At 54.4% G+C, this 17,496-nt stretch carries 16 protein-coding genes; 5 read left to right on the top strand and 11 right to left on the bottom strand.

The annotated features are described in order from the left end of the window. The 3 genes from KM934_RS10775 to KM934_RS10765 form a co-directional block, all read left to right on the top strand. A partial coding sequence (locus KM934_RS10775; protein ID WP_215760614.1) for a transposase occupies positions 1 to 333 on the top strand: 333 nt, incomplete at its 5' end. Between the two features lie 285 nt (positions 334 to 618). Beyond that, the gene (locus KM934_RS10770) at positions 619 to 1,563 is read left to right on the top strand and encodes a carboxypeptidase-like regulatory domain-containing protein (RefSeq protein WP_215760613.1); all 945 of its coding nucleotides are present in this window, start codon (positions 619 to 621) and stop codon (positions 1,561 to 1,563) included. Between the two features lie 150 nt (positions 1,564 to 1,713). After that, complete coding sequence (locus KM934_RS10765) at positions 1,714 to 3,168, top strand: hypothetical protein (RefSeq protein ID WP_215760612.1); 1,455 nt, start codon at positions 1,714 to 1,716, stop codon at positions 3,166 to 3,168. A 248-nt stretch (positions 3,169 to 3,416) separates the two neighbouring features. Here KM934_RS10765 and KM934_RS10760 read toward each other — a convergent pair whose 3' ends face one another. The 7 genes from KM934_RS10760 to KM934_RS10730 all read right to left on the bottom strand — a co-directional run bounded on the left by KM934_RS10760 (position 3,417) and on the right by KM934_RS10730 (position 11,438). Then, positions 3,417 to 4,067 carry a response regulator transcription factor gene (locus KM934_RS10760; RefSeq protein WP_215760611.1) on the bottom strand — a complete coding sequence of 217 codons (651 nt, stop codon included), beginning with the start codon at positions 4,065 to 4,067 and terminating at the stop codon, positions 3,417 to 3,419. A gap of 12 nt (positions 4,068 to 4,079) precedes the next feature. After that, positions 4,080 to 6,668: a DUF5686 family protein gene (locus KM934_RS10755; RefSeq protein ID WP_215760610.1), complete on the bottom strand. Its 2,589-nt coding sequence runs from the start codon at positions 6,666 to 6,668 to the stop codon at positions 4,080 to 4,082. A 43-nt stretch (positions 6,669 to 6,711) separates the two neighbouring features. After that, on the bottom strand, positions 6,712 to 7,416 hold the full coding sequence (locus KM934_RS10750) for an HAD family hydrolase (protein ID WP_215760609.1): 705 nt from the start codon (positions 7,414 to 7,416) through the stop codon (positions 6,712 to 6,714). Between the two features lie 52 nt (positions 7,417 to 7,468). Beyond that, entirely contained in the window at positions 7,469 to 8,437 is a 969-nt protein-coding gene (locus KM934_RS10745; protein WP_215760608.1) for a CDP-alcohol phosphatidyltransferase family protein, read from the bottom strand. A 41-nt stretch (positions 8,438 to 8,478) separates the two neighbouring features. Continuing rightward, positions 8,479 to 9,285 carry an ATP-grasp domain-containing protein gene (locus KM934_RS10740; protein ID WP_215760607.1) on the bottom strand — a complete coding sequence of 269 codons (807 nt, stop codon included), beginning with the start codon at positions 9,283 to 9,285 and terminating at the stop codon, positions 8,479 to 8,481. A 34-nt stretch (positions 9,286 to 9,319) separates the two neighbouring features. After that, complete coding sequence (locus KM934_RS10735; RefSeq protein WP_215760606.1) at positions 9,320 to 10,048, bottom strand: sugar phosphate nucleotidyltransferase; 729 nt, start codon at positions 10,046 to 10,048, stop codon at positions 9,320 to 9,322. Positions 10,049 to 10,169: 121 nt separating this feature from the next. Further along, positions 10,170 to 11,438, bottom strand: coding sequence for a D-alanyl-D-alanine carboxypeptidase/D-alanyl-D-alanine-endopeptidase (locus tag KM934_RS10730; protein WP_215760605.1), 1,269 nt, complete (start codon positions 11,436 to 11,438; stop codon positions 10,170 to 10,172). Positions 11,439 to 11,646: 208 nt separating this feature from the next. Between KM934_RS10730 and KM934_RS10725 the strand changes: the two genes are divergently transcribed. Both KM934_RS10725 and nudC read left to right on the top strand, forming a co-directional pair. After that, the gene (locus tag KM934_RS10725) at positions 11,647 to 13,395 is read left to right on the top strand and encodes a bifunctional metallophosphatase/5'-nucleotidase (RefSeq protein ID WP_215760604.1); all 1,749 of its coding nucleotides are present in this window, start codon (positions 11,647 to 11,649) and stop codon (positions 13,393 to 13,395) included. A 95-nt stretch (positions 13,396 to 13,490) separates the two neighbouring features. Then, positions 13,491 to 14,309 (top strand): NAD(+) diphosphatase, encoded by an 819-nt coding sequence (gene nudC / locus KM934_RS10720; protein ID WP_215760603.1) that lies wholly within the window; start codon positions 13,491 to 13,493, stop codon positions 14,307 to 14,309. Positions 14,310 to 14,459: 150 nt separating this feature from the next. Here nudC and KM934_RS10715 read toward each other — a convergent pair whose 3' ends face one another. The 4 genes from KM934_RS10715 to KM934_RS10700 all read right to left on the bottom strand — a co-directional run bounded on the left by KM934_RS10715 (position 14,460) and on the right by KM934_RS10700 (position 17,037). After that, the gene (locus KM934_RS10715) at positions 14,460 to 15,008 is read right to left on the bottom strand and encodes a TlpA family protein disulfide reductase (RefSeq protein ID WP_215760602.1); all 549 of its coding nucleotides are present in this window, start codon (positions 15,006 to 15,008) and stop codon (positions 14,460 to 14,462) included. Between the two features lie 47 nt (positions 15,009 to 15,055). After that, positions 15,056 to 15,628, bottom strand: coding sequence for a hypothetical protein (locus KM934_RS10710; RefSeq protein WP_215760601.1), 573 nt, complete (start codon positions 15,626 to 15,628; stop codon positions 15,056 to 15,058). Positions 15,629 to 15,745: 117 nt separating this feature from the next. Next, positions 15,746 to 16,372 (bottom strand): DUF4230 domain-containing protein, encoded by a 627-nt coding sequence (locus KM934_RS10705; RefSeq protein WP_215760600.1) that lies wholly within the window; start codon positions 16,370 to 16,372, stop codon positions 15,746 to 15,748. Next, the gene (locus KM934_RS10700) at positions 16,369 to 17,037 is read right to left on the bottom strand and encodes a DUF4230 domain-containing protein (RefSeq protein ID WP_317192668.1); all 669 of its coding nucleotides are present in this window, start codon (positions 17,035 to 17,037) and stop codon (positions 16,369 to 16,371) included. Before KM934_RS10700 ends, KM934_RS10705 begins: the two co-directional genes overlap by 4 nt. Between the last annotated feature and the right edge of the window lie 459 nt (positions 17,038 to 17,496).

Here is a 17,496-nt window from a genome sequence, read left to right as displayed (position 1 = left end):
CTTTTCGCACTCTACCCAAAACTTGAAGAAGCATACAATCTGATCAACTCCCTTAGAGCCATATTCAGAAACAAGAAACTCACAAAGGAGACTGCCAAACAGAAATTCAAGGGGTGGTATGAGAAAGTGGCTTCATGCACTCTGCGTGAAATCAAGTCCGTACGCGATACCATCAGATTCTATGAGGATGAAATCCTGAACTACTTTGACGGACGTAAGACTAACGCTTCAGCTGAATCGTTGAACTCAAAGATCAAATGCTTTCGTGCACAGGTAAAAGGAGTCATAGACATACCATTCTTCATGTATCGTTTAGCAACAGTTTTGGGTTAGCATCTGCACGGCCTACTCCACAGGGTTTGTCGGGTGCGCCGAAGTAAACCCAAATCACGGGTGGCCTGCCTCAAAGAATACTATTAAGGCTGGGTAAAAAAACGCAAAACACTTCTTATGAAGGGTTACGGTTGGCCATCTTTCGGCCTCTTTTCGGCTCATAGTGCCATCCTGTTCGGTCTCACAGCCCCTATGCCTCCTCACTCGCTGACGCTATGACCTCAAAAAGAGCCTTGAAAAACCGACAAAGCTAATTGATAGGACACACCTGATAAGAACAATCGCATGAAGAAGATATCAGCACTATTCCTTTTGTTGTTTGTCATGATTGCTGTTCAGGCCCAAGAGCTAACAGGATTCGTGAAAGACTCAATGACGCATAAGCCGTTGGATTGTGCGTCGGTAGTGCTCATGGATCGTTCAGGGAACCCGCTGACGTTTATGAACACCAAGGAGAACGGTGGCTTTTCGTTAACAACGCCTACGGGAACCAACGCGGCAAAGCTCCAGGTGACCTATTTGGGTTACACCCCAAAGAGCGTACCCATTGGCCTATTCAAGAATGGCGAGACCATATATTTGACCCCCAACGCCATAAGCCTCAGGGAAGTGGAGATTAAAAGCAAGCGACTTCAGCAGAAGAGCGACACGCTTGTTTATACGGTTGCAGGATTTCGCCACAAGCAAGACCGCAGCATAGCCGACGTAATTGCCAAGATGCCAGGGTTGGCGGTGTCGGAAAAGGGAACCATTACGTACCAAGGAAAGCCCATCAACAACTTTTACATTGAAGGAATGGATCTTCTGGGGAAGAAGTATTCTATGGCTTCCGAAAATCTGTCGGCAAAGAAAGTGAAGAAAGTGGAAGTGTTTCGCAACCATCAGTCGATAAAGGCGCTCAAGGGCATACAGTTTTCCAACCAGGCTGCGATAAACCTGGTGTTGGAAGACGACGCCAAGGAAGTGCTCAACGGAATGGCGGAGATTGGCATGGGAGCCTCTACCCCGAAGGGCATAGGCGAAGACGTTCTGCGGAACACACGAATAATAGCAATGCTGTTTGGCCACAATCACCAAAGCCTTACCATGCATAAATCGAACAATGCCGGAAAGGACATCCAGCACGAGATAAGGGACTTGACCTCCTCGTCGCAACTGGAAAGCGACAACAAAGGTTGGGTGGATAATATTGGGCTTAGTGCTCCCAACATAGGTTTGGGAAGGGTATAATTTTACAATACGCACATAGCCGCAACCAACTGGCTGTTTAAGACAAAGCGCAAGGCAGAGCTTCGTCTTCAGGGCACTTATCTCTTTGACAAAACCATTGGTTACAAAAAAGACATTACCACGTTTACAAACATCAATAATCTGCCCATCATGACAGAAGAAACCCATGCCAACTTATATCGCAGGGAGATGGATGTGGAATTGCAGTATAAGGAAAACAAAGACAGCTTGTATGTAAACAATGTGCTGAAAACGTCTATCAACTGGAACGAATCGTTCGCAAACACCATCCTGAATGGCACCAACACCAGGCAAGCGGTGGAGCCTCGCAAGCGACACTTGCGTGACGAGTTTAGCGTTATCAAGAAGTTTAGGAACAATAAAAGTATGGATGTGAATGCCTCGTTCGACTATCTATACCTTCCGGGCAAACTGTTGACGCTGAGCGACTCTGTGCCCCAGAGCCTAAACGTCAACACCTTATCGTCCTTGATAAGCACACGTTTCAGACATCGTGTTTGGGGCATGTATATATCCTACGACGCACAGATGAAGTATCATCGAGATGATATCGAACTCAACGACCATGACAAGGTGAGCTATCAGCAAGCAGAGCTCAAGCTGACCCCTCGTATGAGCATGGAAAAAAATGGTTTGCGCTTGTCATGCTCATTGCCTGTCTACGTTTCCTCCTATCGTCTGGCTGGCGCAAAGGAGCATCAGGCGTTCGTTTCACCTTACGTTTCGTTGGACTACCAATGCAGCGGCTACTTGTCTTTGCTTTTCAACTATTCCCACCAAAAGAGCTGTTATGGTGTTGGCAACTGCTTGCCGTTGGCCTATTACAGAAGCTACGCCACAAGGATCGAGGGCAATGGCAAGCTGTGTTTCATCAGCTACGACAACGTTGACGGTAAGCTCGAGTATTCGAATCCCAACATAGGCTTGTTCTTTAACGCAAGGGGAAGCTACACGCTCATAAACGATGTGCCCTTGTTTGGGTATCGATACGAAAATAACATTTATAGCATTGTGGCGACCCCTCAGAAAGCCAACAACAGGCAGGTTTTGGCGTCGGCCGAACTGAGCAAGGCTTTTGGCTATGGCAAGTTGACGATGACGATAGGCGCAGACGCCATGAGGCACGATTACAAGGCGTGGATTTCGGAGCAGGTAGCCGATGGCTATGTTGACAACTACTCGGCCAAGTTTCAGGTGGCGTTTATACCCACCCCTTTGTTCTCCTTAGAGGGCAAGTCGACCTTCCACGAATCTAAGTACACCAACAAGACGTTTCGGTCGCTTAGCTCGTCGCCTTTGAGATCGTTCAAGCACAACCTCACGATGAATTTCATGCCCGGCAACTTCCTTTTCGCCTGGACCCATGAGCTATACCACAGCAACGACCATAGCGTAAGCCACACCTACTTCTCCGACCTAAAATGCACCTACACGCATAAGCGATACGAAATAAGCTTCATGGCCAACAATATTTTTGGTTCGAAGAAGTATGAGCGCAACGTGGTGTACTCGTCGACCATTCAATACACGGTAAACAGCCTACGTCCCAGAGAATTTATGCTGGAGGTTAGCTTCTCGCTCTGACACAGGTTTACCAGATAGAGGGTCTGACAAATGTCAGACGGCCCTATAAGGCTTACGAGTCGGAAGTCATCGACCGCAACATGCACAAACTCACCACAAGTTACAACAAGGACTGAGAAAACAAACTGGTGCTCAACGCATCGTGGCGCATCAGCTATGGCAAGAAGCATCAGGCTGCGGAAAAGCACATGAACCTCAACGACACCGACACAGGCATCATCAAACGATGAGAAGAATGGTGAGTAGGGTTAGATGTAATACTCGGCCGAGTCGACCAAGCCTGCCCTCAAGGCATACTTGGTGGCCTCATGGGCATTGTTGACCCCCAACTTCCTGAAGATGTTCTTCCTGTGGGTGTTGATGGTGTGAAAGCTTGAGAAGCGTTTGCTGGCTATCTCCTTTGTGGTCAGTCCGAGCGCTATGTCCTTGAGAACCTCCGTCTCGGTCTTGGTTAGGTTCACCTCCTCGCGATGGTCGGGCTCGGGCGACAGGAGGAGCTCCGCCATGTGTTGGCAGATGAAGCGCCGGTGGCCAAGTGTAGCGTTGATGGCCGCCCTAATCTCTCCGAGCGACGAGTCTTTGAGAAGGAGGCCATACTGGCTTCCTTCCGCAATGACCACTCGCACGAAGTCGAGACTGAGCTCTTCGCTGAACAGCAACCATTGCACAAGCCTAAAGCGCTGGCTGAGAATGAAGAGTTCCTCGGGACCATCCAAATCAAACAAGGTATAGTCCAATATCACGACGCCCTCTGGCTTCTCAGCCAACGCTTGTATGAGCGCTGCCTTATCGTCGGCAAACGTAATGGCTACGTCAGCAAAACCTGCAAGGACATACATGAGGCCGGCACGCGTAATGTCTTGTCGGTCGGCCAATATCACGTTTCTTGTCGTTGCCATTTGCTTTTTGGCTTAGAAGGTCAGACGAAGCATGAAGCGGATGCCGTTGCGCTTGCTGGTGGGCAGGTAGGTGTAGTTGCAACGATGCACATACTCCACATGCAGAATCTTGAATATGTTATGGATACCGGCTATCCACTCCACGTAGGGGCGCTTGGGGTCCATGACATAGCAACCCTCTGGGAAGGCCATCAGCACGCCATCGCCCGCGTTTTGCGCCAGGAGCGGGTTGTTCTTGTCGGTAAGGTTTCCCCACAGGCATTTCACGCCAATATACTCGCGCCACTTCAGCTTCTTGAGCAAAGGTATACGGTTGAAGATCTTTCCGTTGAGGTCCCAACTGGCGTCGAGGCTGGCGTATCGGTCGTTGAGAAACTCCATGTTGTTGATCAAGTTGAACGTCTCGTCCTCAACGATGTAGCTCAGGTTGGCAGCCGGCATGATGAGCAACGGATAGGGCACCTTGTTCCATTGGGCGCCCGCCTTGAGGTAGACGTCGATCTTTCCCCAGCTCTTCATCCAGAAGCGCTTGTAGATGGCAGCCTCGGTGAAATTGTAGTTGTAGTCGCCACCCAGGAAGTTCTTCAAGCCGAGCGTGTGGCCGAGCGTAAAGACCGGCGCGTCGAGGTTGATGGGCAGACGGCGCTGTTTGGTATTTATGTAGGTGCGGCCAGGAGCCAACTGGAACTGTAAGCTCAGCTCCGTGGTGCGAATCTTGCCATTGTGCAGCAAGTCGCCCGCCTTCACATTGTCGGGCACCACAAAGTCGGTTCCGCTATTCAGGGGGTTGAAGGCCAGCATGCCCGCGGCCTCGTTCTCCTCAGCCTTAATGCCCAGCGTGGTCTTCAGGCCCCACTCCTGCTCATATTCGAACTGCAGTTGCTGGCGGTTGTAGAACATCATCTTGTCGACCTTGGTCCACTTAAATGCGGTAAACACATTATCCTTGTCGGTATGGACAAACTTATCGGAGGGCGACATGATGTCGTAGGTAGACGTGAGCGTCAACGTGCGTTTCGGGAACTCTCGTGGCAGATAGTCCTTCTTGTTGAACGAATAGGTCACCTCACCTTTATAATAGTTTTTCTTGGAGTGCCATCCGCGCGCATAATAGCCCGAGAAGAACCAATGCTTGTTGAGGTTGGCCGTCGACTGTCCGCTGATACGTGTGCGGTAGCCGTCGATGAAGTTTTTCGAGATGATGGTGTTGATCGGACCGATGTCGAACTTGCTGGGGTGGTTCTCATCGCCCGTCTCCACAAAGTTTTCTATCAAGGCCTTGGCACCAAAGATGATATACTTAAAGCCCTTGATTTGCTCCAACCGATGGATGAAGGCGTCCATGGAGCTCTCCGACTTGGTTAGCTCCACCGATCGATACTGGTTCCAGAAGTTCTCGTCGCGCATCAGCGCGTTGGCCTCTCGTTTCTCCTTCGCCTTTCCCTTGAAGAGCACCTTGGGCAATTCGTCGAAGGCATAGTCGGTAAGACGCGTGGTGCGTATGACCACCGCTTTGGTGAGAAACTTCATGAGCGACATCTCAACAATCATGTCGTCGACGCTCAGGGCCCATTCGCCATTGGGCAAGCGGGTGTACTCTTGCTTGATCTGCAAGTTATCCACAAAGTTGACGTCACTCCGCTTGGGAATGCTGAGGTTGCACTTCTTCACATGAAGCGTGGAATCGGCCAAGATGTAGAGCTCGCCCCTAAATCCGAAATCCTGCTGGTTGTTGGGCATGAACTCCAAATGGTAGCAGAGGTCGCGGTCCACATACACCGTGTCTTGGATGTAATAGCGGTAAAAGGCTATGGCGTCTTTTCCGATGGGCGACGTGAAGGGATATTGCAACAGTCGCACCTGGTCGTCGTAGATGTCGACATCGGTAAATACATCCTTTGTGGCCACCGTGATGATGTCGCCCGTCTGGATGAGTTGGCTGATGCCTTGCGAGTTTTCACCCTGTATGATGTCTTTCTCCGTTCTGGGATTTTTTCGGAAGATATGCTGCGATACGGTCTCGTCGACAATGAGCGGCAGGATGAGATTGTTGTTGTATGGGCACATCTCCACCTGGTCGAGCATCCACTTGTGCTTGCCAACGAAGCCCGAGTCGATGTCGGCTCCCGAGATGTCGTTGAGGGCCGTGGTCAGCTTCTGGTACTTCGTGTATTGGTAGTAGTCGTGGTTTTGCAGGTTGGTGCGTTTCTTTGCCGCAATGACCCTACGCATCAGCTCCACGGCGGGGTTGTCTTTTCGCGAGTAGCGGTTGCGTTTCTTCTTCACCACAAACTCGCTCAGCATCCTCGTGTCGGGACTCAACTTCACGTCAAGCTTCGATGGCGTGTTGGCGTTCACCACAATGGTCTTCGACTTGTAGCCCACGGCCGAGAACACCAGTTTCCATCCATTATGACGCGCAATGGTGTACTCGCCATAAGCGTTTCCGCTCACGGCCACCTGATGGTCTTTATACGACGCGCTGGGGTATAAGATGGTGTCGCCCGACTGTGCGTCGATTACCACGCCACTAATCTGTGCCTTGACGCTTATCGCAAGCACCAGGAGCAATAGCATGGAGAAAATCCTGAACCTATTCATAGTAATCTATTGAGAATAAACTTGTTAAGGGGTTCTACCCCCATTATCCTTCTATGAGCTGTGCGAGGTCGGTAATGACCTTGTCGGGAATCGACTCGTCGTAGGTAGCGTCGGTCCATCCCTCGCCCTTGAACCATGCGGCCTTGCACCCCGCCTTGATGGCGGGCTCTATGTCCTTGTAGAAGCTGTCGCCCACCACCATCACCTCCTTGGGCTTCAGGCCCAGCTTTTCCACGCCCAGGGCGAAGATGCGGTGGTCGGGCTTTCGAATACCCACCACGGCCGACTCCACCACGTCCTGGAACAGATGGTCGAGGCCAAACTCCACCAACACCTCGTGGATGTTGCCGTAGAAATTGCTTACCAGGACCATGGGGTACGTTTGGTGCAACTGCTCCAGCACCTCACGGCTATGGCGTGTGGTTTCCTTCACCTGGGCATAGAGCTCGTTGAGCACGGCCTCGTGCTTCTCGTTGAACATGGCCTCGTCGGCGCCCCAAAAGCCGTTCTGGCACAAATATTCCATCTCCAGGCGAAGCTTTACGCTCAGCGTGGTGTGGAAATTGTAATGCGGCTGGATGATGGGGTTTCGGCCCAACGTGCGCTCCGCATAGACATAAGCGTCGCGAAACTGCTCCTCCGTAACGGGCACCTGATGCTTTTGGTAAGCGCGCCACAGCAGTTTTCCCCAGTGGCAACCCGCTGTGTCGAGCGTGCCTCCATAATCGAAAATATATCCTTTAATCATTTGAGGTTTCTTTTTATTTGTAATATCTCACAAAAACAAGGCGTTGCTCCCATTACGCGTTGAGCGCAGCCAATTTCTTGGTCATCTGTTGGCAGAGCGTCTCGTGGCGCTTGTGCATGCAAATATAGAGGATGTTGAGAACCACGATCTCGAAGAAGAAGAAAATCCACGGTCCCACCACGTCGTTGGTAAGGCTACCCGCTATGCAAGCGAGATAAATGGTGATGGCCCTACTGTTGAAGGTGAGCAGATTGGTGAAGGGCATGAGTGGCCGGCTGCCCTTGAGAAACTCCTGACGGATGGGCTCCAGCTGCTCCTTGTTGTGCTTGAGGCAAGCCTTGTTCCACGCCTCGAAGAACGATTGGAAGGCGGCCGTGCGCTTCTCCTGACTCTTACAATAGTTGGCGTAGAAATAATAATAGAGTTTCTCAAACCAGTTTTTCATCGGCAGGCTCTCAAACTTGGCTCTTTGCTGCACATAATTGTCGAGCTCCGATCCGCTCTTTCCTTTCAGGAAGAAGAGGTGTATTTGGCGATAATAGTCGGCCAACGAACTTTGTGGCGAGTGGCACAGCACGCCAGCGATAAAGGCCAAGGCCCAGATCCAGAAGCTCCAAGCGATGTCGGTTCCCGGAATGGTTTGGCCCATGAGGCGCGTGGCAATGCCTACATAGATGCAGAAGAACCACACATCGCCCGAGAAGCCGTCCAACACGCGGCCCAAGAGCGTCTTCTTGCCCGTGAGGCGCGCCATCTGCCCGTCGGTGGAGTCGCAGAAGTTGGCCAGCATGAGCAGGGCCACACCCATCAGGTTGTGCTGCAAATCGGTTTGGGCGAACATCCACCCGGCACCCGCCCCGAGAAATATCGACAAGATGGTAATGGCGTTGGGATGAACGCCCATCTTGTTCCACATCAGCGTAAACACCAATCCGATGGGACGGGTGAAATGCACATCCAACCACTCTTCTGTATCTTCCGACTTAAAGGAAGCCTGTAATAACTCTTTAAAAGTTGCCATTCAAATCTGTGAAAAATCTATTCTGTAAAAAAACTATTGTCTTATCTCCTTGCCTTGGCCACGCATTGGGCTATGGCCATGGCCGCCTCTTCCCTACAACGCGAGAAGCTGGGCCAATCGTTGAAGTCGATGATGTAGAACCGGCCATGCTCATCGATGATGGCGTCGCCGCCAAACACCTCCACACCCACCAACTGGCTCAGGCGAACCACCTCTTGGTGTAGCCTTTCGGCCTCGAAGGCATAATGGTGTGCCACACCGTTGCGCTTCTCGTCGCCAAACTTCGAGATGCCGTCGTCGCTGGGATAGAAAAATTGGAAGAACGCTGTTCCCACGCCATAAAACTTCACCAAGTCGCCTGGCACATGGGCGCTCACCACCATGTCGGTCACGCCGCGCTTGCGAAACGCCTCCTTCGCCGCGTTGAGCGCCGCAAGGTCTTCGCAAAACACCACATCGGCCTTCGACTGCGCCGCGGCGTCGCCCCGTTTCAACCAATAGCCGTGGCTGCCCACGAGGGGCGGCATGGGCACGTGGTGAAGGCGCATCAGCTGGTCGAGCTCAGCACGACGGCAACGGAGCACCCCTTGGGCGCCATTCACCACCAGGCTGCCGCCGCTCTCCTTGTCGCGCAAGAGGCCCAGCGTGGTTTCCTCGCGAGCCATCGACAGGTAGACGTCGGCCTCCATAGGCCGCTCCACCCATTGGCGCTCATCCACCATCTCAATGTCGTCGGCCAGGCCCAGAAGCTCGCGCAAGCGTTCGCTGGCCCACCTCAGTATGGCCCTGTCGTTCTCCACCGCGTTGGGCGAGAACCTATCGTCGCGCCGAATAGCCAAATATCTCATTGTTTCAATACCCTTTGTCTTTCATCCCATAGCCTTAGGCTTTCTCATCGAGGAACGCCTCGGCTTTCTCTATGTCGCTGGCATGGTCGATGTCGAGCACCTTCGAGAAGGCAAAGGCCTTGAGCTTACGACCGTCGCGCACCAGGCCGCGCTGGAAATTGCGCATGCGGCTCTCACCACGCTTCATACAGTCGTCGAGCGTTTCGAGGGCCGAGGGGGCCAAGCCGTATATGCCGCCCGAGATATAGGTGCATTGGGCGTCGTTGGCGTCGTAGAAGCCCGTTACGTTCATGGCTTCGTCGGTGCCCACATACAAGGGTTTCTCGTCGTCGATATAATTGGTTACGCCCATCAAGCCGTCGCCTCCTTCGGCCAGCACTTCCTTGAACGCCTTGACATATTGGCCAAACTCTTGTTCGCGGAAGATGGTGTCGACGGTGGTGAGCACAAACGGTGAGCCGGCAAGCAACTCACGCAGTTGGAAAAAAGAATGCATGGAACTGGGTGTGCTGCGCACCTTGAACTGCAAGGGCACGGGTTGGCCACGCAACCCATCCTCCTCGAGCTCCAGCAGGTGGCGGCTCACGATAGTGGTCTTGTCGTTGCAGATAACAACAATCTCCTCGGCGTTGTTCTTCATAAACACCCTGATAAGGCGGTCTATGAGGTGCTCGCCATGCACTTTGACCATTGGCTTGGGTGCGTCGATGCCCTCAGCAGCCAGACGCGATCCTTCACCAGCGGCAATAATAGCAAATTTCATTGTATAACGATTCTCTTATAAGATGATGTGCAAAGTTACTGATAATCGCTGACAAACGGATGTTTTTTGACGATTATTTAGTTTTCTACACATATCAAAAGAGTCGTCGCAAGTACTTGGCCTACTTAGCGCCCTTAACCTCCTTCACAAGCACCTTGCAGAGGTTGCGCTGCAACACGTGGGCGTCGAGCACCGACATCTCGCTGTCCATGATGGCGAAGGCCAACAGGTGGCCGTTGGGCGCCTCACAATAGCCGGCCAGGGTGCTGATGCCGTAGGGGTGCGAGAGGGTTCCGGTCTTCACGCGCAACTTGCCTCGCAGCTCGGGGTCCGACAGCAGGCGGCAGGCGGTTCCGTCGACACCTGCCACAGACAGGTGTTTCCACAACCTGTTGAAGATGGCCTTGTCGGCGTAGCCATACCTGAGGATATCGACCAGCGACTGGGCCGACAGGCGGTTATAGCGGCACAGGCCGCAACCATCGTGTACGACAATCTTGGGATTGTTCTCGTGAATGGTTTGTTTCAAAAATTTGTTCAGATAAGCCACACCCACCTTTTGGGCCGAGTCGTTGGCGTTGAGGTGTTGGCCAATGGTGTAGAGCATGGCGGTGGCCCGGGTGTTGGAGCTGTTCTTCCACATGCGCTCCACCACGCGGTCGATGGTCCTGATGGACCGGGCCACACGGTGGGCGCCACGTGGCGTTTTGCTTGTTTCCACTTGGTCGGCCTTCACCTTGATGCCCTGGGCCTTGCACGCCGCAACGAGCGCATTGCCAATGCGGGTGGAGCCTTGGTAGAGCAGGCCATACTTCGACCGCTCAAGGTCCCACGGGTACCAATGCACCTCGGCCTGCACGGGCTCGTTGAGCAACAGGTCAAGGATGATGTTTCCGTCAAGTTCTTTCACACCATTTTTCCGCAGCATCCTCGCCATAAACTTCAGATCGTCGGGCGTGAAGTTGGGGTCGGCGCTGCCCTTGAGGATGACGCTTCCGCGCAGCAGTCCATCGGCCACGCGCCCCTTGATGAAAAGCGAGGTCTCGTAGTTGTAATGGGTGCCGAGCAGATGGTAGCCCGCCACCCCCGACAGCAACTTCATGCATGAGGCCGATGGGATGGGGTCGTTTTCCTGGAAGGCATAAACGGGCTTGTCGGCGGTGAGGTCGTAGACGCACAGGCCAAAGCGGCCTGCCACACGTGGCTTGTGGGCAAACTCGTCCAAGCGTTGCTTGAGGTTGGCGTCGACGGGAATGCCCGTATCGGCTTTCTTGGCGGGCGCCACAGCGTCTTTCGTGTCTTTTCCGCCACAGCCCACCAAAGCGGCCACGGCCAATAACGACGACAATATGATCAGGGGGAAACGGAAACTTCTCGGGCTTGATTTCATTTCGTATAAAAAACAGATTGTGGCAACGCGCTGACATCAAAGAACTTACCGAACCCTCGCAGCTCGGCCGTCCCCATTAGGCACCCATCGCCATTCCAAACAAATTATATTTCTTGCAAAAATAGCTTTTTCCCCGCTAACCTGCAAATGTTTCGGGCGTTTTTAGTAACTTTGCCCGTAAATAAAAAATACAGAAGACCACAAATAAATGAAATCATTCATCGCAGTAATCACGGGGTGCCTATTGGTTTTGGGCACCTCCTCAACCAACGCTATGACAACGAAAGAGAAAACCATCGACCTGAAGTTCATTGAGACCAGCGACGTGCACGGTAGCTTCTTCCCCTACGACTTCATCAACCGCAAGCCCAAGGCTGGGTCGCTGGCTCGTGTGGCCACATACGTCAACCAGTTGCGCAGCCAGCATGGCGAGAACGTCATCTTGCTCGACAATGGCGACATCCTCCAGGGCCAACCCGTAAACTATTATTCCAACTATGTGGACACGACCAGCGCCAACATCGCGGCACAGGTCGTCAACTACCTCCGCTATGACGCGCAGACCATTGGCAACCACGACGTGGAGACGGGCCATCGGGTCTACGACAAATGGGTGAGCGCCACCCACTGCCCCATCCTGGGCGCCAACGTCATCGACACCAAGACCAACAAGCCCTACCTCAAGCCCTACACCATCCTGAAGCGTGGCGGCGCGCGCATCACAATCATCGGCCTGCTCACGCCCGCCATCCCCAACTGGTTGGGCGAGAACCTGTGGAGCGGGCTTCGCTTCGAGGAGATGGTGAGCTCAGCGCGCCAATGGATGCGCGTGGTGAAGGAGCAGGAGAAGGCCGACATCGTCATCGGACTGTTCCACTCGGGCAAGGACGGCGGCATTACGACGCCCCACTACAAGGAGGATGCGGCGCTGGCCGTGGCGCGTGAGGTGCCGGGCTTCGACGTGGTGTTCTTCGGTCACGACCACACGCGCTACGCCGACGCGGTAACCAACAGCGAGGGCAAACTGGTGGCGTGCCTCGACCCTGCCAACAACGCCATGTCGGTGGCGCAGGCCGACCTGCAACTGGTGAAGAAGAAGGGCCGCTGGTGCGTCAAGGAGAGCCTATGGAAGCTCGTGGATGTGGCCGACCTGCCTGTCGACAACGACTTTGTGGACCATTTCAGCGCGTTCAACGAGACGGTCAAGGCGTATGCCAACCGGGTGATTGGCACCTTCGAGAACACCATCTCCACGCGCGACAGCTATTTTGGCAACTCGGCCTTCAACGACCTCATCCTCAACCTCGAGCTGAGCATCACCAAGGCCGACGTGGCGTTCAACGCGCCTGTATCGTTTGACGTGGCCATCAAGAAGGGACCGGTGCGCGTGGCCGACATGTTCAACCTCTATAAATATGAGAACCAGCTCTTCGTGATGCGCCTCACGGGCAAGGAGATACGCAAGGCGCTCGAGATGAGCTACGACCTCTGGGTAAACACCATGACCTCGCCCAACGACCACCTGCTGCTGCTCGACAGCCAGACGCGTGGCGACCAGCAACGCTTGGGCTTCAAGAACTTCTCGTTCAACTTCGACTCGGCAGCGGGCATCGACTATGAGGTGGATGTTACCAAGCCCAACGGCCAGAAGGTGAAGGTGCTGAAGATGAGCAACGGCGAACCGTTCGACGAGAACAAATATTATAAGGTGGCGGTAAACAGCTATCGCGCCAACGGTGGCGGCGAACTGCTCACGCGCGGCGCTGGCATTGCCAAGGACGACCTGGACGACCGCATTGTGTGGCGCTCGGAGTTTGACCTGCGCCATTATCTCATGGAGGAAATCAAGCGATTGGGCACACTCAACCCGCAGCCCAACACCAACTGGCGCTTCGTGCCTGAGCAATGGACGCAGGAGGCGGCCAAGCGCGACAGACAGTTGTTGTTCCACGATTAACCCCCCAAATCGGTCATGAGACCGAAAAAGGGGAAAATGGTAGGACATTATTGTTTCTTTCCGAAATGGGTTTAGAAAAAGCAAGAAAAGGCTATATGAAAAGGTATTATTTCATCTTCTCCAAAAACAACATCCTGCTGGAGCAACAGCCCAACGGGACGTTCACCATTCCCTGCGCCGAGGAGGTGCCCATCGGCATCCATCCGTGGACGCACGTGCTCAACATATCGCCCATGGACGACGGCACGGAGGTGAAAGCGCTGATGGTCGACGACCCGAAGAGCATAGAGGCCACCGACGACCAGCTGCGCATGGACGGATGCGTGTTCAAGTCGCTCCGCGAGTCGTTCTACCACCTGCCCGAGCCGCTCTACCTCAAGGCGGGCAAGTGTGAGGAGCTGCTCTACTGGGACCACAACACGCAATTCTGTGGGGTGTGCGGAGCGCCCATGAAGATGTCGACCGACATCTCCAAGCGCTGCACGCAATGTGGCAAGGAGGTGTGGCCCCAACTGGCCACGGCCGTCATCGTGCTCATACGGAAGGGCGACGAGGTGCTGCTGGTGCACGCCCGCAACTTCGCGTCGGACTTCTACGGGCTCGTGGCGGGATTTGTGGAGACGGGCGAGACACTCGAGGAGGCGGTGCGCCGCGAGGTGATGGAGGAAACAGGACTGACCATCAAAAACCTCACCTACTTCGGGTCGCAGCCTTGGCCCTACCCTTGCGGACTCATGGTGGGCTATATGGCCGACTACGACGAGGGCGCCATACACCTGCAACGGTCCGAACTGTCGAAGGGCAACTGGTTTCGCTACGACCAGATGCCACGCATACCCCAAAAGCTATCTATCGCCCGTCGGCTCATCGACGCATGGCTCAAGAGCCACGGGGTGACATCATCGCAAGAATAACCTTTTCTGGCCAATAACACAAGCAGGGCGCGCCATAACGGTGCGCCCTGCTTGCGTAATGGGTTGAATGTGACATGTGGAACCACCTTATTGTAACATGTAACATGTAACAATGTAACGTTTTCGTTGAGCCAGCTGGGCAGCGCAAGGCTATTGGCTGTTGGCCACCTCTTCTATTATGTGCCGGATGGCTTCGGGATGGTCGGGACGGGGAGCCACGGTTGGCAGTAGGTTGCCGTTGGGGGCCACGATCTTGTAGGTGGGATAGCCAGCCACACCGATATAGCGCTCGAGAGCACTCTGCTGCTTTTCGGGCAGGTTATAATGGATGCTGTTCTCGCCTGTGAGGTGGAATTGGGCAATGGCGGTCTTCCACGCCTGCTCGTTGCTGTGGTTTACCAGATAGAGGTAAACGATGTTGAGGTCCTTGAGCTGTTGCTTCATCTTCGGCACATGGGTCATCATCTCCTTGCATGGGGCGCACCACGTTCCCCACACGTCGAGGTAGATGAAGCGTCCACGATAGGGCTCCACGATCTTTCTGAAAATTTCCTCACCGTCGGTCAGGTCGGCCAACGGTCGAGGGTCGGGCGTAACGATGGCTTCCGCAGCCTTGCGGGCGGCCACAAGCTGGTCGTTGGTTTTGAGCACAGCGCCGAGGAGATATGGCTGCCGCACGTTCTCGCGTAGCATTCTCATTTCGTTGTCGTCGAGTGGCGCCACTTTCTCCTTGAGCCTTTTTTCGATCAGGCGGGCCACGGCAATCTCCCGAAGCGTGGGTGGCAGATCAAGAAGTGAGTCGAGCCCGTTTGGCCAACAAGGGGTATTTGCGCCTCGTATCGACCAAGCGAGTCGCTAAGGGATGCGTAGCTTTGCAGCACGTCGTCCACCATACTGCCAAAATTTGTGGTAACGTCGATGCCCGCCTTGCCACTTCGGTGCGCCACGCGCAGGGTTGCCTGCTGCTCCTTGTCAAGGATCGTTGCGTCAAAGGGCGTGTCGTCTGCCACGGGATAGTCGGGCAGGAACCGGGTGGTCAGCACCGATGTCTTGTGCTTCACCCCATCAATGGCCACGGAGCCCTTCTTCAGTCGTATCTCCTTATGCTGCTTGTCGTGGGTAAGCACCAAGCGCCCCTTTCCCACCTCGGCATAGCTCCAATAGTCGCAGTCGTAGATGGCGTACTCGTCGAACAGTCCGATGAGCCATTCGCCCGTCGCCTCGTCCCTCAGACAGAGGTTTAGGCCCGATCTCTGTTGCGCCTGTCCCGCCACCACCACGAGGGCGAGCAGGATGGTGAGGAGAATTTTCTTTTTCATATAGGTTTGGAAGTTAGAGGGTTTCTTGTAGGGAGCGGCGGAGGCTGTTACGACGACAAGCCAACCGTTTGAGGGTGCGTGCCGTGGGGATGAATCCACAATGGCTTGCTGGCCTGATTATTTAGTTGAAGGCGGATTGGCAAACCGGATGCGGGCATAGTCGAAGCCCATGGCCTTCAGCAGATTGTCGAACTGTGTGGAGGCGTTCTGCTGGGCGCTGCGTATGTTGGAGGGCGTTAGGCACCGCCGCTTCATCGCCAGTTGTGCACGACGTGTGAGGGCTGCCTTGTCGGCCTCGCTCCACTTGCCTTCCTCATAGAAGGTCTTGGTTCGCGCTTCGTCAAGAAAATTATCGTCCAATAAGCGAATGGCGGGAAGCAACACATCGACCGTGTCGTGGTCCATCGTGATCCATCCATCGGCCGTCTGGCTCAGGTCGACACCCAACCGCAAGGTGCCGTAATAGATGCGCGACAACTCATCGTCGCCAAAGAACCCATGGCGCACCGTGTCGACCATCTCCTCGTCGGCCACAGAGAGAAACTCCCATTGGCCGATGCTCCTGATGCGCTCCACCTGGGTGGGGGTGACGCCGATGCGCTGCGTGTGGCCCACCTCCACGCTGCTGCCCTTCATCTGGTGCGACAGGTAAGCCACCACACCCACGATGGCCAACACGCAAACGGCCACAAGCACGAACTTGGCTACAAGCGCCCTACTGATCTGCTGTAAGAATTGCTTCATGGTTCCACTGTCTTAATGAGGTTAGGTATATCGCTGATGGTGAAGCGCTTACGGAACGTAACGGTGATATTCTCGGGCCGATAGCCCAACGCCTCCACGATGGGCACCAACTGGCGTGCGGCGTTTTGGCGCGCGTTCTCTATGATGCCCAGGCGGGGTATCGACTTGATGATGTCGTCGCGCCCCTGCCGCTGGATCTGCGTCACCTCCTCGTCGGTGAACCTACTGCGGAACAGCGACACCTTCTCCCTCACGCCCTCATGGTCGATCTGCGTGGCCGTGAGCGTCACCTCTGGGTCGGGCAGCACAATCTCCACCTTGTCGCCACGCACCCGCACATTGGCTTCCGAGAACTCGCTGAAGTCGACATACGCCTTCACGCTGGCCTTCACGGGGATGGCTATGCGCCGCTTTCCCAGCGGCAGGTTCACCTTGAAACGCTGCTGAAACACCTTGCCGCCCACCGACAGCGTGTCGTCGAAAGTGACAATCTTATGCAACTGGTATTCGGAGGTGTAAAGGCGCGAGCATTTCTGTATCTGCATGACCATCAGCGGAAGGGTGTCCACCTGCTGGACCTCCCTCACCCGTTCCTGCTGGCCATTGCCGCAGGCTGCCAGCATGGCCGCCAGCAACACCATTGTCACACTGATGATTTTACGCATGGGCATTTCGTTTTTGGTTGGGATTATTTAGTGGGTTCGTCGACAATACAAAGGTACGAATATTTTTGATAACCACCAAACGCCAGAGACCCCATAATGCGTGAATTTGTGTTAAACTAACCTGCTCTTACACCAGGACTGAAACGGGCGACCGCCACCCCTACCGAATGGCAGTGGCTACTCTTACACCAGCGCCCGCGAGGGCTGAGCGCCCACGAGCGCAAGTGGCAGGGATTGGCAGGCGCCTGAGGCCCCGAGGCCATACATGCGCTCGGTTCAACCGAGGTCCTTGCCGGGGTCGCCCCCCGAGAGTCTCCTTACCGCCAAGACTGAACGAACGGTTCGCATTTCATGGGTCTCCATGATGACGACAAAGGGGGTCATTTCAACTGACCCCCTTGGCGTGGCAGGCAGAGCCACCTGTCGACCCTTTGGCGATGGGTTGGTTTCAACCCACCC

This window comes from Hallella faecis (assembly GCF_018789675.1).
Taxonomy (GTDB): domain Bacteria; phylum Bacteroidota; class Bacteroidia; order Bacteroidales; family Bacteroidaceae; genus Prevotella; species Prevotella faecis.
This window is presented reverse-complemented; position numbering and strand designations above follow the sequence as displayed.